The organism is Pseudomonas sp. R3-41 (genome assembly GCF_054161485.1).
Window position 1 is genome coordinate 1,730,823 of sequence record NZ_CP096421.1, and the last position, 21,690, is coordinate 1,752,512.

Sequence of the window (21,690 nt, forward strand, 5' to 3'; positions counted from 1 at the left end):
AATCGCAAGTGAAAGATCAAAAGATCGCAGCCTCGCTTCGCTCGGCAGCTCCTACGGGCCGGGATAGCGGACATTTTCAGTGATTCCGATTTCCAGGGTATTGCCCTGGATCAGGCACTGATACGCGCCTCGCTGGCCAGGCGATTGATGGCCCGCTCCAACTCTTCCAAGGCGGCGGCGGCCTTGGGATCCTGTTGCTTGAGCAGGGTTTCGCTGCGCTGGCAGGCCGCACGCAATTGCGGCACGCCGCAGTAGCGGGTGGCGCCGTGCAGGCGGTGGACCCGTTCGATCAAGGCGTTGTGATCGTTGGCCTCGCTGGCCTGGCGGATGGCTTCGCGGTCGGCTTCCAGGGACGCCAGCAGCATCGCCAGCATGTCCGCCGCCAGGTCGGCCTTGCCGGCGGCCAGGCGCAAGCCTTCTTCATGATCGAGCACCAGCAGCTCGCTGGCACCCTGGGCATCGTTGCTGCGCTCCGGCGACTGGTTGCGCAGGGCCAGGCCGGTCCACTTGAGCACCACCTGGGCCAGTTGCCGTTCGCTGATGGGTTTGGTCAGGTAGTCGTCCATGCCGCTTTGCAGCAGGGCGCGCTTTTCGTTGGCCATGGCGTGGGCGGTGAGGGCGACGATCGGCAGCGGCGTGCAGTGCCGCTCGCTTTCCCACTGGCGGATCGCCTCGGTGCTCTGGCGACCGTCCATGCCGGGCATCTGCACGTCCATCAGGACCAGGTCGAAGGTTTCCTTCTGCACGGCCTTGACCGCCGCGTAGCCGCTTTCCACCGCCAGCACCTTGGCGCCCATGTCTTCGAGCAGGGTCTGCACCAGCAACAGGTTGGCCGGGTTGTCGTCCACGCACAGCACTTTCGGGGCGCGGCTGGAAACCGGCTCGCTGGGTTCGCTGCGGGTCGGGCGGGGGTTGACCAGGTCGGACAACGAACGGCGCAACTTGCGGGTGCAGGCCGGCTTGGCCTGCAACTGACTGTGAGGGTTGGGCACCGAAAGGTGGTACAGGGTCTGTTCGGTGGTGGGGCACAGCACGAGCACTTTGCAGCCCAGGTGCTCAAGGTCCCAGATGTGCTGGTTGAGGCGCTCCGGCGGCATGTCGTTGCTGGTGATGCCCAGCACGGCAAGATCGATCGCCTGGTCGGTCTGGTGGGCGACGGTGATGCCGTTGGTCAGGCTCTCCAGGGTGTTGAACGGCGTCACTTGCAGGCCGCAGTCTTCGAGCTGGTGCTGCAAGGCCTGGCGGGCCAGTTCATGATTCTCCAACACCGCCACGCGCCGGCCCAGCAACGGCGGGCCCGGCAAGTCCTCGGCATCGTCACGGGTCTTGGGCAGGCGCAGGCTGATCCAGAATTCCGAACCTTCGCCCGGTGTGCTGTCAACGCCGATCTCGCCGCCCATCTGTTCCACCAGGCGCTTGGAAATCACCAGGCCCAAGCCGGTGCCACCCGGTTGTCGCGACAGCGAGTTGTCGGCCTGGCTGAACGCTTGGAACAGTGCCCGCACGTCCTGGCTGGACAGGCCGATGCCGGTGTCCTGAATGCTGATGCGCAACTGCACGCTGTCTTCGTGCTCGTCCTCAAGCATGGCCCGGGCGACGATAGTGCCCTCGCGGGTGAATTTGATGGCGTTGCTCACCAGGTTGGTGAGAATCTGCTTGAGACGCAGTGGATCGCCCACCAACGACAGCGGCGTGTCCCGGTAGACCAGGCTCACCAGTTCCAACTGCTTGGCGTGAGCCGCGGGGGCGAGGATGGTCAGGGTGTCCTGCAGCAGGTCCCGCAGGTTGAACGGAATGTTGTCGAGCACCAGCTTGCCGGCCTCGATCTTCGAAAAGTCGAGGATCTCGTTGATGATCCCCAGCAGGCTGTCGGCGGATTTCTCGATGGTGCCCAGGTAATCGAGCTGGCGCGGGGTCAGTTCGCTTTTCTGCAACAGGTGGGTAAAACCGAGGATGCCGTTGAGCGGTGTGCGGATTTCATGGCTCATGTTCGCCAGGAACTCGGATTTGATCCGGCTCGCTTCCAGCGCTTCCTTACGGGCCAGGTCCAGCTCGATGTTCTGGATCTCGATGGTTTCCAGGTTCTGGCGCACGTCTTCGGTGGCCTGGTCGATGCTGTGCTGCAATTCTTCCTGGGCGTTCTGCAAGGTGCTGGCCATGCGGTTGATGCCCGAGGCCAACTCGTCCAGCTCCTGGCTGCCCAGTGGTGGCAGGCGGGTTTCCAGGTGGCCGTCCTTGAGTTGCGCCACGGCTTGCTTGATCTGGCTCAGCGGACGGTTGATCGTGCGGCCCATGCGCAAGGCCAGCAGCGCGGTCAAACACAGGCCGGCGCCGATCAGCAACAGGCTGGCGAACAGGCTGCGATAGCCACGCAGCAACATGCCGCTGTGGGACAACTCCAGCTCGACCCAGCCCAGCAGGCGGTCGGCCTCTTCGGGGATCAACTCGCCCGCCAGGTTGCGGTGCTTGCCGAATACCGGCAGCAGGTAGCGCGTGGCGTCATTGCCGGTGCGTTGCAGCAACTGCGCACCGTTGCCCTCCGGCGCCCGGTTGAGCATGGTCGGGCCGGCGTGGGCCAGCGGCGCGCGGTCAGGGGCGAGGAAGGTCACGGCGCGCACGTCCGCTTGCTCAAGGGATTGGGTGGCGATGCGCTCCAGCAGATCGATGTCCTGGCGGCTCATGGCCGGAGCGACCAGCGGGGCCAACTGTTCGGCGATCATCTCGCCCCGTTGCAGCAATTGGGCATGCAAGTCCGCTTGCTGCATCCAAGTGAAATAGCCGCCCAGGACCAGCGCCATCAGGCTGGTCGGCAACAGGGTCAGCAACAGCACACGGCCTTTGATTCCCAGTTTCTTGAGCACACTTGTCTCCTGCATCCAGCGGTCTGATTGAGCTGTGCGCGCATCCGGCACGCAATACCTGCGCAGTGTAGCGATTTGCGGGCGGGGGATCTTTGGAAAAATGGTGTCTGCTGTGCATCGGTTCGACCGGAGGCTTGTTGCAGTGGGATTTGCAATCGCCTAGTGGATATCCGCCGACAGAGGTTGCGGCTGAACTTTAGGTAGGTGGCTCAGGAGCACGAAAAGATGAGCAGTCATGCTGTGGATACTTCGGCGTCTCCGCAGGAGAGTTCGTCATCACCTTATTGAAAGCGATCAGCCGATCTGTCGTTGCTTTCCAGTCTGCGATCCTGCTGTAGGCGTTGATAAACCAGCTTAAATTTTCACTTAGATTTCCAAAAGCTGAATTAATTTGCATCAGGTCACCAAAGGTTATATGGCCGGCAAAGAAGCGTGGGGCGGCTAATAAACTGCTAAGAATCAAGGCGAGTTGGCCATATGTCTCTGTGAACAAGGATAGACGCATTTTTATCTGTATTATCTTGCGAAAATTCGCCAGGCTACCTTCGAGCTTGTGATTAATGCTATTTTTCTCAGGTTCGTACCTCAACGGGGACGGAGGTTTTCTGAACTTTTCCCGAAGCCTAATTAAGAAGTAGCGTAGATCAGCTTCCAATCTTTGTTGGTTGTTGCTTAAGGCGATTAGTTTGAAGCCGATTTTTTGACTGATCAGAGTCCCGATAAAAGCATAAACAATAGCGGCTAGGAACATGTAGCAAGGAATCGTGATTCCCATAAGTACAGCATCACCGGAGGCGCTGATTAATACTATGCTGAAGGATATTACGCTGGCGGCGGTAAAAATTAGCCCGCAGGTCAAGTCAATGGTTTCAAAGGTGAATTTATTAATGTCCTCTGCGATACGTTGGTCAGGATTATCGACCTCGTTTCCAGTTTGGTCGACTTGGGCAGGATCTAATGTCCAAAGGCGAAGGTAATGATTGGTTAACCATCTTCGCCATCTCAAAGCCAGGATGTCAACCAGATAGGCTATCAGGACCGACCTGAAGACAGAAAAAATGACGACACCTATGAATATCAAGGCCAAGAGGTAAAATTGTTTTATGTTGCCTTCCTGTATTGCATCGTAGAAGTGTCGATACCATTCGTTAACGACCAGCGCTGTGGCAACGGCCATAAGCGATAAAAATATAAGCAGTGTTGCTGTAATCCATGCAAATATTCGCTCCTCACTTTGCCAATACGGCAATAAGATGGAAAAGGTGCTCCTGATAAAGCTTTCATTGTGTTGCGAAGGTCTGGGATTTAAAGGGTCACGGTCCATGCTGGTCTCATTGTGAGGTTCCTTGTTTATGATCTGTTGTGCTGCGTTAGTGCAACCTCCAAAAGCCCAGCAATCCCAAGTTTTCCGAAAGTCTTAATCGTGCGGTGTGCCAAGCATCCAAGGCGTTAATGTGCTGAGCTTCAGCGCCTGCGTAGGTGTTTAAAGCGCTTAACAATTCAATCATGCTACCCACCCCGGATCGATAGCGACCTTGCACTACCTCGAGGGATTGTTGTGACTGTGTGATCAACTTGTTGGTATGATTCAGTCGCTGAAGCTCATTGCTTAGGGTTTGATAGTTTTCCCAGAGATCAAGCGATAACCTCAGTTGCTCCTCCAGAAGTTCTTGCTTACTCGCCTCAAGACGGGCGAGGTCACTGCGTATCTGATACTTCCGGCTGAAGCCATCGAACAGCGGAATATTTAATTGCAGGCCAACGGCTCTATCCCGGTCACGTCTGTTGCCGTTAAGCATCTGGGATTGATCAATCCGGGTATGGGAAATATCCGCTGTTAGTGAAAGGGTCGGTTTTCCAGCCGCGCGACTCTCATCAAGCTTCGCTTCAGTGGCTTTGATTCGAGCCCTAGCGGCTATCAAGGTGGGATGATCTTGTTGGGCTTGTTGAAATAGCTCGTCAATTGTCTTGATGAATCGCGTATCGGGTAACGTCGTAAGGTTTCCCTCCAGTCCGAATGCCGTCTCAGGAGAGAGGCCCATGCGCATCGCAAGCATCCCAGTGGCATTGCGAAGCGCTCCCTGATCGCGAATCTGATTCAGACTGGCTTGGGAATAGGCTGCTTTCGCTTGCAATAAATCGGAAAGCGCCGCGGCTCCAGATCGATACTTCGCTTCTGCTGCGTCGAGATTTTCGGCAGCAAACGATGTAACTTTTGATGAGGTGATCAAGCTGCGCTGAGCGGCAAGAGCTCTGTAATAAAGCTCTGCTGCGGAAGCGAAAGATTTTTGCAATACGGCGTCCTGATTGGCATTGGCTGCAACCAAAAGCTGCATGGATCTTCTTAGCTCAGCCTCCCTATGCCCAAAATCGAACAATACCCAACTGAAATGCAACCTATTGAAAACCTGCCGTTGGTTTCCTTCGCTGGAAAGTTCGCTGCGTTGCTCATAATCAGTAACGGTCCGTCCCGTAGATACGCCGCTGCTGCCGGTGAACTTCGGAAAATATAAAGATCGACTGACTCCGATTTGAGCGGCTTGCGCTTTTGCATGAGCCCAGGCCGAGCGTGTTTTCGGATCATTGCAAAGTATCCGTTCTATGGTCTCCTGCAGAGATAATTTTGTAGGAATACTTCCGAAGGCGCACGGCTGATCCGTGTAGATACTTGCCTTTGAAGAAACTGATGTGACGTGGTTAGGCGCAACAAGCTCAGCCCCCATAGCTGATAACGTTATGCCCCCGACAAGTAGGGAGAGCGCACAGTTGGAATAGCCCATCATCTGATTGCATTCACATTTGCGTGGAAGGGGGACGGTTTTAATTTACCGGATTCTAATATGAAAACCCGATCCGCCGACGCGATCGTCTCGGGCCGATGGGCGACTATTATTCGAGTTATTTTGAGCGAGCGTATGGCGTCGTTGACTAATTGCTCGCATTGCAGATCGAGATGGCTGGTGGCTTCATCAAGGAATAAAATTCTGGCTTTTTTATAAAGTGCACGAGCCAACAGTACGCGTTGTTTCTGCCCGCCTGAGAGCACCGTCCCCATGTCCCCAACCAGCGTGCTGTATCCCATAGGCATTGATTGGATACTATTATGGATCGCGGCCATTTCTGCACATTGCATGATCCAGGACATATCAGCATCCTGATCGAAAAAAGAAATGTTCTCCGCCAGTGATCCGGCAAACAAGACATCATCCTGCATCACCGTGCCGACCATGTCTCGGAGTGTGCCTACGCCCATGTCTTTTACTTCTATTCCGGCAATCTTGATTTGCCCTTCGCTGGGAGGAAGAATCCCTAGCATCAAGTTGATCAAAGTGCTTTTTCCGGCACCGGAGGCTCCCGTGATAGCTATCGATTCTCCCTCGGCGATAGATAAGTTCAGCTTGTCAATAATATAAGACTCTTGGTCAGAGTAACGGTACATCAAGTCTCTTATTTCTATATGGGCGCTCCGTGTACAGGGAATGGCTAGTTTAATGTCCCCGTGGCTATCCTCCGGCGGATGAAGAACAATATCGGCTAAACGCTCACCGTAGAGTTGAAGCATATGCAATTCGAAAAAATGGTCGACCAGGTTCGATACCCTACTGACAAATTGTGTCTTATAGGCGGTGAAGGCCATTAATACACCTACACTGAAATGTCCACTCATTACCATGCCGGCGCCAAACCACACCGCCAGCAGGTTTTCAATGCCGAAAAGTAACCCGTTCATTTGGGTGTAAAGAAGTTGCATCTTTTGGGTTCGAATATCTGCATTGATTTGCTCGATCAACAGGCCTAACCAAGTGGAGCGTCGCTCATCGGGTCGCCGGAATAGTTTGATCGCCCGAACACCTCTGATGGTTTCCAAGAAATGGCTCTCCTGACGCGCCGCGTGGATAATTTGCTCCTCCGTCGCCCGGCGAAAAGGGGCGTACCAGATGCAGCGGCCTAATATATAGAGCACCATGGTGATGAGGGAAATAGAAGCCAGAGTAGGGCTGTACATAAACATTAGTACTAATGTAGCAATACTCATAAGGCCATCAAGAACGCTGGAAAAAAACGCGGAGGTGAGTGTTTGTTGGATATGGTCCACTGCGCCAAAACGCGATACGGCATCGGCCAGATGTCGTCTTTCAAAAAAGTGAATGGGCAATCTCAATAAATGAGTGAACACATTGGCGCGCCATTGCACGCTAATCATCGTGTTCATATGAATCAATACCCAGGCACGAATGGCTATCACCCCCTGTTGCATAAGCATTAATAACCCAAAGCCTAATACAAGGGTTTGCAACAACTCGTTATCTTCACTGACAAGCACATTGTCAATCGTCCATTGGAGAAGAAACGGACTGACGAGAGAAAATATTTCCAGTGCGAGCGCCAGTAGAAGTACTTGCAATAATGAACGATACAGTCCTGCCGTTTTCCCAAGCATCTGGGAAAGTCTGATGCCTGGCTTCTTTTTCTGCTCTTCAAAATTAAACTCTGGCCATAATTCCAGCGCTATTCCGGTAAAAAAATCGCTGCTCTCGGTAAGTGATATATGCCGAATGCCTCGGGCCGGATCGTGTAAGATAAGGTGGTTTTTACGTACGGATTTCAAGACGACAAAGTGATTGAAGTCCCAGTGAAGAATACAGGGCAGCTTCAGTTGCAGAAGGTCTTTCATATCAAGCCTGACGGCGCGTGTACCCAGCTTCAATTGGTCGGCTATTTGAATGATTTGTTTTAATGTCATGCCTTTTAATGAGGTTTGGAATCTGTTGCGGAGTTCATACAAACTTGAGTTATGCCCATGGTAGCCAAGTATCATGGCTAAACAGGCCAGGCCGCATTCAGTGGCTTCGGTTTGCAGTAATAATGGAAGCCGGCGTCCCCAGTGGAGTGAAATTGCATTTGTATAATTCAACTGCGTTGCTCCTAGAGCCTACCCGTCAGGCTATAAAGAGGCTCAAGAACCCATTCATAAAGATGACGCGTCTCTTGCATGATGTCCGCTTCAAGTAACATGCCGGTTTGCAATGGCCGTTGTTCGCCATAGGCCAGGACATGCTGCTTGTCCAGACCTACGCGTATTCGGTAATAACGTTCGCCGTCCAGACCAACGTCGGGTATTTCTCCGACCGTGTTTGCAAGTTCCACGGCAGAAACCGAGGCCTTGGAGATGGAATTAACTATCCCGTCGTGTTGCCCGAATTTTTGATAGGGATAGGCTTGATAGCGAATACGTACTTCATCGCCAACTCGGATGAAACCGATGGACTTACTCGGAGAGTAAAGCTCAGCCTGCAATAAGGCGTTATTTGGGACGATGCTTAACAGCGGTCTAGCGGTGCCTGTGGTCTGTCCGGGCTCTGCAAAAATGGCGGTCACGACACCTTCTTGAGGAGCCTTGATAACTAATATACGCCGCGCCTCACTCTCGATGATCTCTCGATCAATCTCCGATAGCGTTCTATGAATGATGGCAAGTTGATTTTCATGTCGAGCGGCTAAGCCAGAAAGATCGTTGCGGCGTTCGGTTATCTGTTGTCGCAGCGCGGAGCGGTCACGTTCAAGGCCATTTAGTTTCTGTCGATGATTGAGTAGCTCTGCCTGCCGCTGCTGTAGCTGATCCATGGCTATATATCCCTTTTCCATTAAACCTGAATAGCGACTGGTGGCATTGGAAGCCAAGGCAACCAGCTGTTGTTGACTGGAAATTTGTCCGGCTAAAATATCCAACTCGTTTTTTAAGCTGCTTAAATGGCTGGTAAGGCTTTTCCTTTGATCAGCCTGCAATGTTTTTGTTTTTGTGAGTTCATCAATTAAGGACCGTTTTCTTTCCTTAAGGTTGCTACTAATACTTTCCTGGATCGGATCGGAATTTTCGCCATAGTGCTCACTGGATAATGTGAGCAAGTGCGTGCCCGCCTTAACGTGCTGCCCCTCCTGAATAAAGCTTTCAAGCACCCTTCCTTGTTGTGGTGCATAAACTTTTATCTGGCCTGAGGAGGGCAGTAATTGCCCCGCTATGGTGCTTCGCTTGGTATAGCTTCCCCATAGGAAAAAAATAACAACGATTGATGCAAGGGCTGTGGCGAAGGCTGTGAGGAAGGCGAACGAGACAGGGCGAATCAGGACGATGCTGCCTAACCATTGCACCTGTTGGGCTTCCAGGGCCTCTGTTCTGAATAACGACGTGTCTTGGGTCAATGTGAGCATTCCTTGCTGACAATAGTTGCATCCCGGAGCTCCTTGGGAAGGCATGCCGCATAGCGGCGAGGTAGTAGAGATTCCCATAGACGGCCGCTTGGGTCACCCCTACATGTGTAGGGTACAAATCTTCGAATTTCGTCGTTATCGTTGATTTATGTGTGCTGTTTGGAATGGTGTTGGGTGAGCGATTTAAAAGTTGTGCAGCGAGGACGAATAGATGACCGAAAATGTTTTGAGAAGGTTAAAGCTTAGGGAGCAGTTGTCAGGAGATCCTTTCAAGATATTCGTTTTGGTTGAAAGAAATATAATGGTCGCCCTACTGATAACTTTGGTATTTATTTTTATGGATGAATTATCATTGAGAAATGATTTTTCAGGTTGGGAGGTCGTGGGAGGAACAATTGGATACTTGGCGGTAACTGCTAAGAAAATGTATTTTGATGAGGCATCTTCTGAATTAAGAGTTGGAACTAATAATATGGAGCCAAGCTTGTTGCGGAACGCAATGCTATCTATCGGATATTCAGAGCAGCGTGATGGTGTGTATTTCTCGGATGATTGCAAATCCGAAGTTATCACATGCTCCATCCAAAGGAGTGTCGCAATTTTTACTGGGCCATACAACCGACTGGTGACATTATCACGTGCTCTACAGTGAAGGTTTCTGGTAGTTGATTAGTGCTTGCAGGCGATATCGCAATGGTCGCCTATTCTGTGGGGTAAAATAGCTCCCCATTCTTTGGGTTGAATGAGCATTATTGTGACGGCCTCCAACGTCTGTTTATGAATGATGCGTTCTTAGATATTTAATGGCTTTCGCCGTATTTCCTAAACGAAAACGAAAGTCAATGATCTAGGTTTTCCCTTTGTTCCACTCTAGTTCGGTGCTGCCTAACCACCGAGCGCGCCGGACTCCTAACAAGCTGTTGGCTCCACGTAAGTGCTGATCATGATTGCATTCCCGCGCCCTGGTGAAGGTATGCCGCGTCGCGACGAGGCAGTGGAGACATCCCACAGATGTCCTTTTAAGTCACCCCTACAAGTGTAGGGTACAAATCATCGAATTTGGTCGCTATCGTTGAACCATATGAGCTGTTCGGAACGGCGTGGTTGAGCAATCTATGAAAAAATTATCGGATCTGCATGAGGTCTTCTTGAGCTTTAAGGCGGAGAAAGCTGAAGGCACTTCTATCGTCTTTATTAATAAAGGCCTGAAGTTTAACCTGACCGAAGAAGAGATACTCTCTAAGTACAGCTATGTTGTAGGCTGCAGAGGCATCGGTGGCGGGAAGACCAGGCACGAAAAAGAATTCTACGCCGAGAGATACGGTGGTGACGGTATTCTGCGAAATGGTGGAGGCGGGCGCTGTGGCTTCGATGGTGACTACCAACTGAAGGGAATTGGGCCAAATAATTTAGTAGGCGCAAATTCGGACGAGGCTCATGGCAACGGCCTTTTGTCTCTTGAGACCGCAGTTTATGAGTCAATATGGGCAGAAATTATAAATATTGCACTACCCTATGGCGCAATGAGAACCGTTGCCATTATTTCCATGGGGACTGAGTTTAATCAGGATGGAAAAACATATGCACGCGGACTTTTGGTCAGAGAAGCCGCTGTACGGCCTGCACATTTCATCAGGGCTCCTTACTTTAATGACATATCTCCGGATTCACTATGTAGTGACGCTAGGCGCGTAAAATTGGCAGTTCAGAGGTTGATTGAGTTTCTTCCGGCAGGGCCGGATGGTGAGCTGGTTAGTAATTTAGGTTTTGGTTTGGTGGAACTAGCGAAGCGTTATGCTCGGCAGTTTGCTGCTGCGAGGGCGAAGAGAATAATTCATTATAATGTAAGCGCTTCGAATGTTTCGTTGAATGGTGCGTGGCTTGATTTAAGTGGAACAAGAATATTTTCTCAGCTTATCACGGGTGACAAACTGGATATTGATCGTTTTGTTGGTGAGTACATACCGGCCTTGGATAGTATTCGATGCTTATGTTATGGCCTATGCAAGTACTCGGTGGTTTCTGCGGAAGATGCAGATATGGTATGGATGGATGTATTACTTCAGTTCGAAGCGGAGTATGAGCTTAGGTTTGGTTACTATCTCGCATTGCAGGCCGGCTTTTGTTCACGTCTTTTAGACGATTGTATAGGTAGTCCTTGTTTTCTGGAATTTTCTCGAGCGCTGAAAAACGTATTGCTACTAGATGAGTTTAGTATGTCTTTAGTAGCTGAAGGGGTGGTGAAGGGCGGTTATGAGTTCTGGGGGAAAGATTTGTATTTGTCTCTATTGCTGGGCAAGGTTTCTAAGTTGGTAAATGGAACTTTCGGAATTTGGATAGACTCCCTACGACTGGAAAGACTAAGTTTAGCGTACTCTTCTCTTTTTGATTTGATTCTGGAGCGGGCTCTTTTAAATAAGATCGGAAGAGTGGGTGTGATCCGTGGTATGGCCATTAATTTAGTAAGACTTAATAGAAGTGATAATTTGTTGCTTGATTTGAAGGGCCATATTTTTAGTGCATTGAGTAATGTGAAAAAAACTTCGTCCTCTGCGGAGCTTGATCGACTAGTTGAAGAGGTTGTGCAGGTGGCTTCAATTAATTACGCTAATGAAGGTAGTTTTGTTGTGCCGCTTTGGGAAAGCGAGCCTGTAAAAATTGGGTACGATATCGAGCGTGATTGTTTTATTGTAAAGCCTAAGGGGAAGGAGTCTTCTGTAGTTCGGGGCTTGTCCGAGGTTGTTTTGGTAAGTGGGGAGATAGAAAAGGCAAAAAACTATTACGAGCCCGTCTGGGATTATATTATGAAGGAAACATTTGACCTCTATACTGATTATGAGAGCCAATAGTCGTAAGGAGCGAGGTGGTTGGGATTCCTTGGCGTGATAATTTGTATGTATAGGCGTTATGTGGATTTGTATTCAGTAAAGTTTTATCGAGGTTTCAGTCGCAAAAAAAACGGAACGGCTTAATGTAGTTGTCTTTTATGCTTGTATAGGGGTGTTGTTGATGAAAAGGAAGTTCGATTTATATACTTCTTGTGGATGTGATGCTGTTTTGGATAAGGCAAAACAACTGGGTTTTGCTTGCATGATTACGTCTATGTGTAGGAGGTATTCTTCTTTTTCGATGACTACATTGAAATATTGGATTTCTCCAGCAATAGATCACAGACAAATTTTGTTTTTGTTTGATAAAACGTCCTCTCCTCTTGGCTATGTAACGTGGGCGCACTTGGCTGCTGATAGTGAAGAGCGTCTACTTACGCGTCTTGATTTTGTAATTCATCCTTCTGAGTGGAATGAGGGTGGAAGGACCTGGATAGTTGATTTTTGTTTTCCTTGTGGAGGTGTGTATGAATCTTTAAAAATAATTAGAAATCATCTTTGGGAGCGGGGTGTTAATAAGGTTTATTGGGTCCGTCGAAACGATGATTATACAGTTCGAAGGAGCGCTGGTTATCAAATGAAAGGTGACATATATATGAAAAAAGTTTTTTTGCAAAATTAGTGGTGTAATTGAATAGTGGATAGCTTTGATGTGAGCTTGCTGTGGATTGTTGGTATTGCTCGCTTAAGACAATATTGGAAGGAGGATTAGAAATGCGCGAGATTTCATTGGTCGAAGCAGCTGCTGTGGGAGGCGCCAACGGCGCCTTAATTGCCGGGGCCGCTATAGGTGGTGCGGCGGCAGCCGCTGGATATATTGGGACTTCAGTTGGTGGTGGGACATTTAACACAGGGGAATTTGTAGGGACGACTGTAATAGGAGCAATTGGTGGGGTGTTTACGGGGCCGACAGGAGCCGTGAGCACGAATATAATAAAGGGGGTCGGCGTTGGATACGGGGCCGGAGTGATTGGTGGAGGAATAAGTCGCCAAATGCAAGGCGCATGACGGATGAGGAGTGGCAAAGAAATAATCTAATTGCAGTATAACCATTTAAAAATGGTTGTGTTGGATTTCTTTGTTTTTCATTTCGGTTGTTGATTATTCTGTTGGTGGCGCTATGTATATGGTGTGTCTGTTGTTTTTATGTATGCTCATAGCGCTTGCCGACAGAATTTAGCTGATTTGCAAAAAAATGTTTTCAGCTAATCTTACCGAATGGTAGGTCATCAGCTTTAGTCTCTCACACGGATTAGCTTGATTTCCGTTACTCACGCTCGTACAGCGCTAAGGGTAAGGAGAATGTATTAAAGTGGAGTCGGGGGTTGGTATGTCTATTCTGTTATGGATTTTAATGGGGGGGGTGATGGGACTTGCTTTAAGAGGGCTGATTTCGGTATGTAAGTCTGCATTTGATTATACGATTTCAGATAATGTGATGTTCATGTTTATCTTTCCGGTTTTTATTGTGTTTCTAATTCAGATGGTCCCGCCACTGATAATTTGCCTGGAGGGGAGGGGGAGCTAAAATATTTCGATTAGCTACGGAAACTTACAGTTTTTGGTGATATGTTCCTGGTTGTATGCATGTTTGACGGAAGGTTCGCGTGAAAGACGAAGTCGTTTTGAGATATTTCGAGTTTTCTGCTCATACGGTTGGTAGTGTGTTGATTGTTCAAATTATACTTTTTTTAAAGTTGGACTTGTGGGTTGGCTTGTCTCTGATTTTGATTTGGTTTTCGTTGTTTTTGTTGTTGTATTTTAAGGGGCGTAGATTGCTTTGGCTGGAAGGGGGGCGAATTTGCTTTAGGCGTAAATTTAAAACGGTGTCATTTGATCGAGATGTGGTTGAAGTCAGCATAACAAACTGTATATTTAAACCAATTGAAATAGTGGTCAATATGTCTGGACGAAGAGTGGTTTTTTTACTGCCAAGATTTATACCTGAAGAGCAACGAGAGTTTGTGATTAAGATGATTGAAAAGTTTTGCTTGGAGCATAATATAGCTTATCAATGATTTTGTTGGGTTTGAGTTTGTTGGATTTTTGCTTCGAATGAGTGGAGTAGGCTTATGTTTAGTGTCTGGCTCCGTTGTGTTGGTGTGGTTTGGTGTTCGATCAGAGGGAGATGATGTCTATATTGTTGGTGTGTGTGGCAGGAGGGGCGGCGGGTTTAGCAATAGGGTTGTTTTTTAAAGGTGCTGAATTAATCCTGAAAAAGGTGTGTGGTTATGTTGTGCCGGATAGGTATAAGCAGCTGTACTTTTTCTTTGGGATCATGTTCATGGTTGTGTACGGAACGCAAGCTTTGAATGCTTACATTGGTGTCGGTTAAGTGTTGTGCTCAGGAAGTATTGATTTTAGAAGAGCTCCTACCTGGTGGTGATATGAGTACGTTGTTCGATCAAAATTTTTAATGGTGGAATACTGGAGGGAGTGGTAAAGCGCGTAATGCTTTTAAGGTTTGTTTAGCTTCTCCGAGAACAACTTCCCTCTGGAGTTTACCCCTTTCTTTCGTAAAATTGAGGAAACGTATTCTCGCACCGTGAAATCGCTAATGCCGAGCGCTAAAGCTATTCTTTTGTTTGTTTCGCCTTGCAGAAGCAACTGCAAAACTTCCTGCTCTCGCTTTGTTAAGTCTTTATTGTTTTTCTTCAATTGGCTGTTCCTTGGTTAAGATCGAGCGCTGAATTGCTTGGTAATAATATTATCGGTATATCTGATGGCTCGCTAGTTCATGGATGTCTCGACGAGTCGCGGGAAATATCCGATAAAAAATCGTGTTCCTACAGACTTTTATGTGCTGCGAGGAAAGAACTTCCCTTGGGGGGTAATAAGTACTACAGAAAGTGGCAGGTCTGACAGTTAGATGGAGCGAATATGGAGGAAGCAGCAGGTTGGCTACGTCTCTATAACTTCGCCCTGTTCGAATACGCTCCTGTCGTCCTGGGGCTGCGTTGGGTCAGGTAACGTCCCATAAATCATCGAGCGTGGCCTCCATGGCGAGGAAGCTTGCTCTCACCGGGGCGCAACTTTCATCCCCAGCTTAGCGGCACAGCCAGGCTGTCAATGGATTTACGGAAGTCGACGGGGTTGGGGTGTGGATAGACTTTTCGACTTGGGTGTCGGGGCGATCATGGCGGATGGGCTTCAGAAGGGGGTCGGGAGCGCAGCATTCGAGATCAGATGGAAGGTTTGAAGGCGGGGTTTTAACTTTATGTATAAGTCAACGATAAAGCCTTGGCGCAGGGACAGGTCTGGCCACCCAGTTAGCCATTGATCACAACCAGCGTGCCGGCAGCCAATTCGCGTTTTCCAATCAGGCAAGGAAAGTCGAGGAGTGGGGGAGCGTCGGGGAGGGCACCCACCAGTCCCAACCCCGCGAACCTGTTAGATCCTCTCCTACTCCCGACGTATGTCACGTGCCCGCTCACCCTCCCCAGTCACCAGCCACACTTCATTGACACTCAGCAACCGTGCCAATGGCTCCACCCGCTGTCGAGGTATACCCCGCGTGCTCCAGTTCGTCAGGCATTGAGGGCTGATGCCGAGCACCTTGGCAAACCCTGAGGGAGAGATGTCGTATTCTTCCAATAGGCTGCGCAAGCGTTGCCCGCAAGTCCGCCGGGCGCTGGGTTGTGGATCTTTTTGTTTCGCGTTGGCCATTGTTATTGCTCACTCCCTACCAATACGTTTAGCGCTACAACTGTAAAGAACATGGTGCCAAGCCAGATAGCTTTGGCCGCTTTGTCATCAATACAAAAGGAACGAGCCTACAAACCAGCAGGAAGAGTGCCTACAGGCGGCGCTTACAACAGACGTCCATGGGCGATTCGAGCGCTCAGATCTGTAGGAAAAAGCATCCTGTGGTGTACCGAATCGACTCCATGGGCCTGAGCATCACGCGCGCGCAAGGATCCGGTGGCGAGTGATCAAGCTCCTCCGCAAAGCAGCACACGCCTCGCTTATTCCCATAAGCCATAACCCCCTCACTTTGCGTGATATGGCCTCGCCGGGTTTGCCGGTATGATAGGCGCCCCCGCAGCCCGGATTGCGAATACGCCATGACTTTGCAGTACCCCACCATCGCCGATTGCGTCGGCAATACTCCGCTGGTCCGCTTGCAGCGCTTGCCCGGCGAGACCACCAATACGCTTTTGCTCAAGCTCGAAGGGAACAACCCGGCGGGCTCGGTCAAGGACCGGCCGGCGTTGTCGATGATCACCCGTGGTGAATTGCGCGGGCAGATCCGGCCCGGCGATACGCTGATCGAGGCGACTTCCGGCAATACCGGGATTGCCTTGGCGATGGCGGCGGCGATCAAGGGTTACAAGATGATCCTGATCATGCCTGATAACTCCAGCGCCGAGCGCAAGGCGGCGATGACGGCCTATGGCGCCGAGTTGATCCTGGTGACTCAGGAGGAGGGCATGGAAGGCGCCCGGGACCTGGCCGAGCGCATGCAGGCCGAGGGGCGTGGCAAGGTGTTGGATCAGTTCGCCAACGGCGACAATCCCGAGGCCCACTATACCTCCACTGGTCCTGAGATCTGGCGCCAGACCGACGGCACCATCACCCATTTCGTCAGTTCGATGGGCACCACCGGCACCATCATGGGCACCTCGCGCTACCTGAAAAAACAGAACCCCAACGTGCAGATCATCGGCCTGCAGCCGATGGAAGGCTCGGCCATTCCCGGCATTCGTCGCTGGCCCGAAGAGTATCTGCCGAAGATCTACCAGGCCGACCGCGTGGACCGCATCATCGACATGGCCCAGCGCGAAGCCGAGGACGTGACCCGTCGCCTGGCGCGTGAAGAAGGCATCTTCTGCGGCGTGTCTTCGGGCGGTGCCGTGGCGGGGATGCTGCGCCTGTCCAAGGAATTGGAGAATGCGGTGATTGTCGCGATCATCTGTGACCGTGGCGACCGTTACCTGTCGACCGGCATTTTCGACGCGCCCAACTGATGGCCAAGCATGAAAGAGGCTTGCGCTTCCAGCCCAGCGGCGGAAGCCGGGCCCCGCAAGTGCCCACCGGTAAAAAGCGGCGCTTGACCATTGAACGCCTGGCCAACGATGGCCGGGGCATTGCGTTTGTCGACGGCCGCACCTGGTTCGTCATCGGCGCCCTGGCCGGTGAAGAGGTCGAGGCGCGGGTGCTCGGAGCTCACGGCAAAGTGGTCGAGGCGCGCACCGAGCGCGTATTCCTGTCCAGTGAACTGCGCCGCCCAGCGCCGTGCATTCATGCCGGTCGTTGCGGCGGATGCAGCGTCCAACATTTGCCCCATGACGAACAACTCGCCCTGAAACAGCGCATGCTCGCCGAGCAACTGTCGCGGGTTGCCGGTGTCGAGCCCGATGAATGGGCCGCGCCGTTGAGCGGGTCGGAGTTTGGTTATCGACGTCGCGCCCGGGTGGCGGTGCGTTGGGACCAGAAGGCGAAAAAGCTCGAAGTGGGTTTCCGCGCCGCCGGCAGCCAGGACATCGTCGCCATTGGCGATTGCCCGGTGCTGGTACAGCCCTTGCAGCCGATCATGAGCCGCCTGCCGGAGATGCTGCGGCGCTTGAGCAAACCCCAGGCGCTGGGGCATGTGGAATTGTTCGCCGGTTCGTCCCTCGCGGTATTGCTGCGTCATATGGCGCCGCTGTCGGAGGCCGACCTGACGATCCTCAAGGATTTCTGCACGTTTCACGAGGCCCAGTTGTGGCTACACGGTGAAGGTGAGCCGCAACCGGTCGAACCCGGACAGGCGCTGGGGTTTCGCCTGGATGCCTGGGACCTTGAGCTGGCGTACCGGCCCGGGGATTTCATCCAGGTGAACGCCGGCGTCAACGAGGCGATGATCGCCCAAGCGTTGCAATGGTTGGCGCCCCGCCCCGAGGAGCGGGTGCTGGATCTGTTCTGCGGCTTGGGCAACTTTGCCTTGCCGCTGGCCCAGAACGTGCGCCAGGTGGTGGCTGTCGAAGGCGTGCAAACCATGGTGGACCGTGCGGCGGCCAATGCCGTCAGCAACAATTTGAATAACACTGCCTTTTTTCAGGCCGATTTATCCCAGCCTCTGGCGGATGCCGAATGGATCGGCGAAGGCTTTTCTGCGGTACTCTTGGACCCACCCCGTGACGGTGCTTTCGAGGTGGTGCGCAAGCTGTCGTCCCTGGGGGCCAAACGGTTGGTTTATGTATCGTGCAACCCGGCAACTTTGGCCCGGGATACGGTCGAACTGATCAAGCAGGGCTACCGGTTAAAACGTGCCGGGATTCTCGATATGTTTCCTCAAACGGCGCATGTCGAGGCCATGGCGTTATTTGAAGCGAGCCAGGATGGCTTGTCCGACTGACCCGTTCGTGCCAACCCGCCATAGCCTTGGGCGGAAACACGGACAGCGAAGGTCAGCGAAGTTGACGCATTGAATCTGCGTCGTAGGGAAGGTAAGTAAAGATGGTACAGGTGAGAGCACACCAGCCGATCAACACCGACGGCAGTATCAATCTCGAGGCTTGGCTCGATCACGCGGTCAGTATCGACACGGCACTGGATCGCGAAGCCTTGAAGGCCGCCTGCGAGTTTGCGCGCGAGGCGGAGCAGCAACACAACGCGGCGAAGAACCTCTGGTCCGAAGGCACCTCGAGTTTCCAGACGGGCCTGGAGATCGCGGAAATTCTCGCTGACCTCAAGCTCGACCAGGACTCCCTGGTGGCGGCGGTGCTGTACCGCGGCGTGCGCGAAGGGCAGATCCAGCTACCGGTGGTCAGCCAGCGCTTCGGCACCGTGGTGGCCAAGTTGATCGACGGCGTGCTGCGCATGGCGGCCATCAGCGCCAGCCTCAGCCCGCGCCAGTCCATGGTGCTGGGCACCCAGGGCCAGGTGGAAAACCTGCGCAAGATGCTGGTGGCGATGGTCGACGACGTGCGCGTCGCGCTGATCAAACTGGCCGAACGCACCTGTGCGATCCGAGCGGTGAAGTCCGCCGATGACGAAAAGCGCAATCGCGTTGCCCGGGAGGTGTTCGACATCTATGCGCCCCTGGCCCACCGTCTCGGCATCGGTCACATCAAGTGGGAGCTGGAGGACCTGTCCTTCCGCTACCTGGAACCCGATCAATACAAACAGATCGCCAAGCTGTTGCATGAGCGACGCCTGGATCGCGAACGCTTCATCACCGACGTGATGACCCAGTTACGCGAAGAATTGCAGGCCACCGGCGTCGAAGCCGACATCAGTGGCCGGGCCAAGCACATTTACTCGATCTGGCGAAAAATGCAGCGCAAGGGCCTGGAATTCAGCCAGATCTACGACGTTCGCGCCGTTCGCGTACTGGTCCCGGAAATGCGCGACTGCTACACCGCGCTGGGGATTGTCCATACCTTGTGGCGGCACATTCCGAAGGAGTTCGACGACTACATCGCCAACCCCAAGGAAAACGGCTATCGCTCGCTGCACACCGCGGTGATCGGCCCCGAGGGCAAGGTCCTGGAAGTGCAGATCCGCACCCACGCCATGCACGAGGAAGCCGAGCTGGGCGTCTGCGCCCACTGGAAATACAAGGGCACCGACGTCAAGTCCGGGTCCAACCACTACGAAGAGAAAATCTCCTGGCTGCGCCAGGTGCTGGAGTGGCATGAGGAACTGGGCGACATCGGTGGCCTGGCCGAACAGCTGCGCGTCGACATCGAGCCGGACCGGGTCTACATCTTCACCCCCGACGGCCACGCCATCGACCTGCCCAAGGGCGCGACACCGCTGGACTTCGCCTATCGCGTCCACACCGAGATCGGCCACAACTGCCGTGGCGCCAAGATCAACGGGCGGATCGTGCCGCTCAACTACAGCCTGCAGACCGGTGAACAGGTCGAGATCATCACCAGCAAGCACGGCACGCCGAGCCGCGACTGGCTGAACCCGAACCTGGGGTACATCACTACGTCCCGGGCGCGGGCGAAAATCGTCCACTGGTTCAAATTGCAGGCCCGCGACCAGAACGTCGCCGCCGGCAAGACCTTGCTCGAACGTGAACTCGGTCGCCTGGGCCTGCCGCAGGTGGATTTCGACAAGCTGGCCGAAAAAGCCAACATGAAGACCGCCGAGGACATGTTTGCCGCGCTGGGTGCTGGCGATCTGCGCTTGGCGCAGTTGGTCAACCTGGCCCAGCAGCTGGTGGAGCCGGAGCGGGGCAACGAGCAACTGGAGCTGATCCCGCGCAAGGCCACCGGCTACAAGCCGGGCAAGCGCGGCGATATCCAGATCCAGGGCGTGGGCAACCTGATGACCCAGATGGCCGGTTGCTGCCAGCCATTGCCGGGGGATGCGATTGTCGGCTACATCACCCAGGGGCGCGGCGTGAGCATTCACCGCCAGGACTGCGCCTCGGTGCTGCAACTGGCCGGTCGCGAGCCGGAGCGAATCATTCAAGTCAGTTGGGGCCCGGTGCCGGTGCTCACCTACCCGGTGGACATCGTCATCCGCGCCTACGACCGATCCGGTCTGCTGCGTGATGTGTCCCAGGTGTTGCTGAACGAGCGGATCAACGTGCTGGCGGTGAACACGCGTTCGAACAAGGAAGACAACACCGCGCTGATGTCCTTGACCATCGAGATTCCGGGGCTGGATGCGCTGGGACGGTTGCTGGGGCGGATCTCCCAGCTGCCGAACATCATCGAGACCCGGCGTAACCGAACGCCGGGTTAAAGGTCAGGCGCACTCCAAAAATGTGGGAGCAGGCCTGTGGGAGCAAAGTCTGTGGGAGCAAAGCTTGCTCGCGATTGTGGTGGTGGCCCCAGCCTATCCGGAGACTGACCCACCGTTATCGCGAGCAAGCTTTGCTCCCACAGGCTCACTCCTCTTGGCTTATTGAATTATTTCCCACAGGGCTTTTTTTTGTCATGGGATGAATTGATGTACAGCCTCGAAGACCTGCTCCACCTGATGAATCGCCTGCGGGACCCGCAGTACGGCTGCCCGTGGGACATCAAGCAAACCTACCGGACCATCGTCCCCCATACCTTGGAAGAAGCCTATGAAGTGGCCGACGCGATCGAGCGCGGCGATTTCGATCATTTGCAGGGGGAGTTGGGCGACCTGTTGTTCCAGGTGGTGTATTACAGCCAACTGGCCCGGGAAGAAAACCGCTTCGAATTCGCCGGCGTGGTCGACAGCATCACCCGCAAGTTGATTCGCCGTCATCCCCATGTGTTTCCTACCGGTGACCTGTATGCGCCCGTGGACATCCCGCGCCTGAACGAAGACCAGGTCAAGCAGCGCTGGGAGGAAATCAAGGCCGAGGAACGGGCCGAGAAGGCCACGGCGCCCGAACAATTGTCGCTGCTCGACGATGTACCGGCGGCGCTGCCGGCGTTGTCCCGTTCGGCGAAGTTGCAAAAGCGTGCCGGCCAGGTCGGTTTCGATTGGCCGGGGCCCTTGCCGGTGCTTGATAAAGTCCGGGAGGAACTGGACGAAGTGCTCGAAGCCATGGCCGACAACGATCCGGTGGCCATCAGCGACGAGATCGGCGATCTGCTGTTCAGCGTGGTGAACCTGGCGCGCCACCTCAAGGTCGACCCGGAAACCGCGCTGCGCGACGCCAACGGGAAATTCGAGCGACGCTTCCGATTTATCGAACAGGCATTGCGCGACACCCATCGCCCAATGGAAGATTGCACCCTCGAAGAGTTGGACGCCTTATGGGGCGAAGCCAAACGTCAGGAAAAGAATTTGCCCAGCTGTGGCTGAGGCCG

Annotated in this window: 14 protein-coding genes; 8 read left to right on the forward strand and 6 right to left on the reverse strand. The window is 53.1% G+C overall.

Annotated elements, in window-relative coordinates:
• Window positions 1-110 precede the first annotated feature (110 nt).
• The 5 genes from M1D99_RS07830 to M1D99_RS07850 all read right to left on the reverse strand — a co-directional run bounded on the left by M1D99_RS07830 (window position 111) and on the right by M1D99_RS07850 (window position 9,062).
• Window positions 111-2,861: a response regulator gene (locus tag M1D99_RS07830; protein ID WP_434574589.1), complete on the reverse strand. Its 2,751-nt coding sequence runs from the start codon at window positions 2,859-2,861 to the stop codon at window positions 111-113.
• A 196-nt stretch (window positions 2,862-3,057) separates the two neighbouring features.
• Window positions 3,058-4,185 (reverse strand): SbmA/BacA-like family transporter, encoded by a 1,128-nt coding sequence (locus M1D99_RS07835; RefSeq protein ID WP_434574590.1) that lies wholly within the window; start codon window positions 4,183-4,185, stop codon window positions 3,058-3,060.
• A gap of 46 nt (window positions 4,186-4,231) precedes the next feature.
• Window positions 4,232-5,644 carry a TolC family protein gene (locus tag M1D99_RS07840; protein ID WP_458131604.1) on the reverse strand — a complete coding sequence of 471 codons (1,413 nt, stop codon included), beginning with the start codon at window positions 5,642-5,644 and terminating at the stop codon, window positions 4,232-4,234.
• Window positions 5,641-7,776, reverse strand: coding sequence for a peptidase domain-containing ABC transporter (locus M1D99_RS07845; protein ID WP_458131605.1), 2,136 nt, complete (start codon window positions 7,774-7,776; stop codon window positions 5,641-5,643). Before M1D99_RS07845 ends, M1D99_RS07840 begins: the two co-directional genes overlap by 4 nt.
• A gap of 11 nt (window positions 7,777-7,787) precedes the next feature.
• A complete protein-coding gene (locus M1D99_RS07850) occupies window positions 7,788-9,062 on the reverse strand; it encodes an HlyD family secretion protein (protein ID WP_458131606.1) in 1,275 nt (424 codons plus the stop codon).
• Window positions 9,063-9,282: 220 nt separating this feature from the next.
• On the opposite strand from M1D99_RS07850, the gene M1D99_RS07855 reads away from it, so the two are divergent.
• The 4 genes from M1D99_RS07855 to M1D99_RS07870 all read left to right on the forward strand — a co-directional run bounded on the left by M1D99_RS07855 (window position 9,283) and on the right by M1D99_RS07870 (window position 13,977).
• Complete coding sequence (locus M1D99_RS07855; RefSeq protein WP_458131607.1) at window positions 9,283-9,723, forward strand: hypothetical protein; 441 nt, start codon at window positions 9,283-9,285, stop codon at window positions 9,721-9,723.
• A 463-nt stretch (window positions 9,724-10,186) separates the two neighbouring features.
• Complete coding sequence (locus tag M1D99_RS07860) at window positions 10,187-11,920, forward strand: hypothetical protein (RefSeq protein ID WP_458131608.1); 1,734 nt, start codon at window positions 10,187-10,189, stop codon at window positions 11,918-11,920.
• A 160-nt stretch (window positions 11,921-12,080) separates the two neighbouring features.
• The gene (locus tag M1D99_RS07865; protein ID WP_434574596.1) at window positions 12,081-12,581 is read left to right on the forward strand and encodes a toxin-activating lysine-acyltransferase; all 501 of its coding nucleotides are present in this window, start codon (window positions 12,081-12,083) and stop codon (window positions 12,579-12,581) included.
• 985 nt (window positions 12,582-13,566) lie between these two features.
• Entirely contained in the window at window positions 13,567-13,977 is a 411-nt protein-coding gene (locus M1D99_RS07870) for a hypothetical protein (protein WP_458131609.1), read from the forward strand.
• A gap of 439 nt (window positions 13,978-14,416) precedes the next feature.
• On the opposite strand, the gene M1D99_RS07875 is transcribed toward M1D99_RS07870, so the two are convergent.
• Window positions 14,417-14,617: a response regulator transcription factor gene (locus M1D99_RS07875; protein WP_458131610.1), complete on the reverse strand. Its 201-nt coding sequence runs from the start codon at window positions 14,615-14,617 to the stop codon at window positions 14,417-14,419.
• A gap of 1,406 nt (window positions 14,618-16,023) precedes the next feature.
• Between M1D99_RS07875 and cysM the strand changes: the two genes are divergently transcribed.
• The 4 genes from cysM (at window position 16,024) to mazG (ending at window position 21,685) form a co-directional block, all read left to right on the forward strand.
• Window positions 16,024-16,926: a cysteine synthase CysM gene (gene cysM / locus M1D99_RS07880; RefSeq protein ID WP_458131611.1), complete on the forward strand. Its 903-nt coding sequence runs from the start codon at window positions 16,024-16,026 to the stop codon at window positions 16,924-16,926.
• Window positions 16,926-18,296: a 23S rRNA (uracil(1939)-C(5))-methyltransferase RlmD gene (gene rlmD / locus M1D99_RS07885; protein ID WP_458131612.1), complete on the forward strand. Its 1,371-nt coding sequence runs from the start codon at window positions 16,926-16,928 to the stop codon at window positions 18,294-18,296. The genes cysM and rlmD overlap by 1 nt, the downstream gene beginning before the upstream one ends.
• Window positions 18,297-18,397: 101 nt before the next feature.
• A complete protein-coding gene (relA, locus tag M1D99_RS07890) occupies window positions 18,398-20,644 on the forward strand; it encodes a GTP diphosphokinase (protein WP_186707019.1) in 2,247 nt (748 codons plus the stop codon).
• 207 nt (window positions 20,645-20,851) lie between these two features.
• Window positions 20,852-21,685, forward strand: a complete 834-nt coding sequence (mazG, locus tag M1D99_RS07895) for a nucleoside triphosphate pyrophosphohydrolase (RefSeq protein WP_186728794.1) — start codon at window positions 20,852-20,854, stop codon at window positions 21,683-21,685.
• Window positions 21,686-21,690: the final 5 nt, after the last annotated feature.